This window comes from Phaeovulum vinaykumarii (assembly GCF_900156695.1).
GTDB lineage: Bacteria > Pseudomonadota > Alphaproteobacteria > Rhodobacterales > Rhodobacteraceae > Bieblia_A > Bieblia_A vinaykumarii.
Genome location: NZ_FTOM01000027.1, coordinates 1 through 1091, shown reverse-complemented (window position 1 = coordinate 1091; position 1091 = coordinate 1). Strand labels below are relative to the sequence as shown.

1 protein-coding gene is annotated in these 1091 nt (G+C 63.0%); it reads right to left on the bottom strand.

Features of this window, described 5'->3' with window-relative positions:
• Positions 1-17: 17 nt before the first annotated feature.
• Positions 18-950, bottom strand: a complete 933-nt coding sequence (locus BW949_RS16410) for an IS110 family RNA-guided transposase (protein ID WP_076368013.1) — start codon at positions 948-950, stop codon at positions 18-20.
• Positions 951-1091 lie beyond the last annotated feature (141 nt).

Below are 1091 nucleotides of genomic sequence, written 5' to 3'. Positions count from 1 at the left end.
TGGAGTATCCGTTTTGATCAAGGGGCAATTTCGGCCCATTTTCGGTTATCCCGGATCAGGGCGTTGGCGAGGACGATGAGCTTGCGCATCACCGCTGTGATGGCGACCTTCCAGGGTTTTCCGCCTTCGTAGAGCGCGAGGTAGATCTTCCTGAGCGGGGCGTTGTATCGGGTTGCGATGACGGCCGGCATGAACAGCAAGGTTCGCAGCCCGTGGCGACCTCCGAAGATGCGGGCCTTGCCCTTCCAACTCCCCGACTGCCGGGTGACCGGGGCGAGACCGGCCAGGCTCGCGGCCTCTTTCGGGGTCATCGTCCCGAGCTCGGGCATGTCCACGATCATCGCCGTCGCGGCCACCGGCCCGATGCCGCGTATGGATATCAGAATCTCGTAGCGCCGGGCCAGTTCGGGGTCGGCCTTGATGAGGCGGACCAGCTCGGCGTCGATCTGGGCGATCTGCTTGTCGATTTGGCGTTCCCGGGCCTTGAGCTGGGAGAGCACGACCTTGTTCCGCGCCGTGTCCAACCTGTTGCGGCAGGCGGTGCGGTCCTTGATCAGGGCGACGCGCGCGACGTGCAACTCCTTGATCTCATGCATGCTTTGGCTGCGAATTGGGGTTGCCTCAAGCGCGAGCGTCGACCCCATTTGCGCGAGCATCCTGGCATCGACGCGGTCGGTCTTGGCGATGTTCCCTGTCGCCTGCGCAAACCGCCTGGCACGCGAGGGATTGACCTTGACGGGGCCGTGCCCAGCCTTGGCGACCGCTGCCTCGAGATCGCGATGAAACCGTCCCGTCGCCTCATACACGACGCGGACCGGATCGGGCCCGAGCCATTTGCAAAGTTCCCTGAGTCCGGCTTTATCGTTGGAAAACCGCATGTGCTTGCGGTCGGAAAGACGCCAGACTTCGAGACTGGCTTTGGAAATGTCCACACCGATGGTACCGTTCATTGCTTTTCGTCTCCTGGCCTTGTCATGCGGGGCAACGGGCAGACCGTCCCCCAGGTATCCGTTCAGGACATGCGAAAAGCGGGGGGTGACCAAACTACTGACCGGCCCTGATGAGACCACCTCCATAACGGCCCGGCCCCC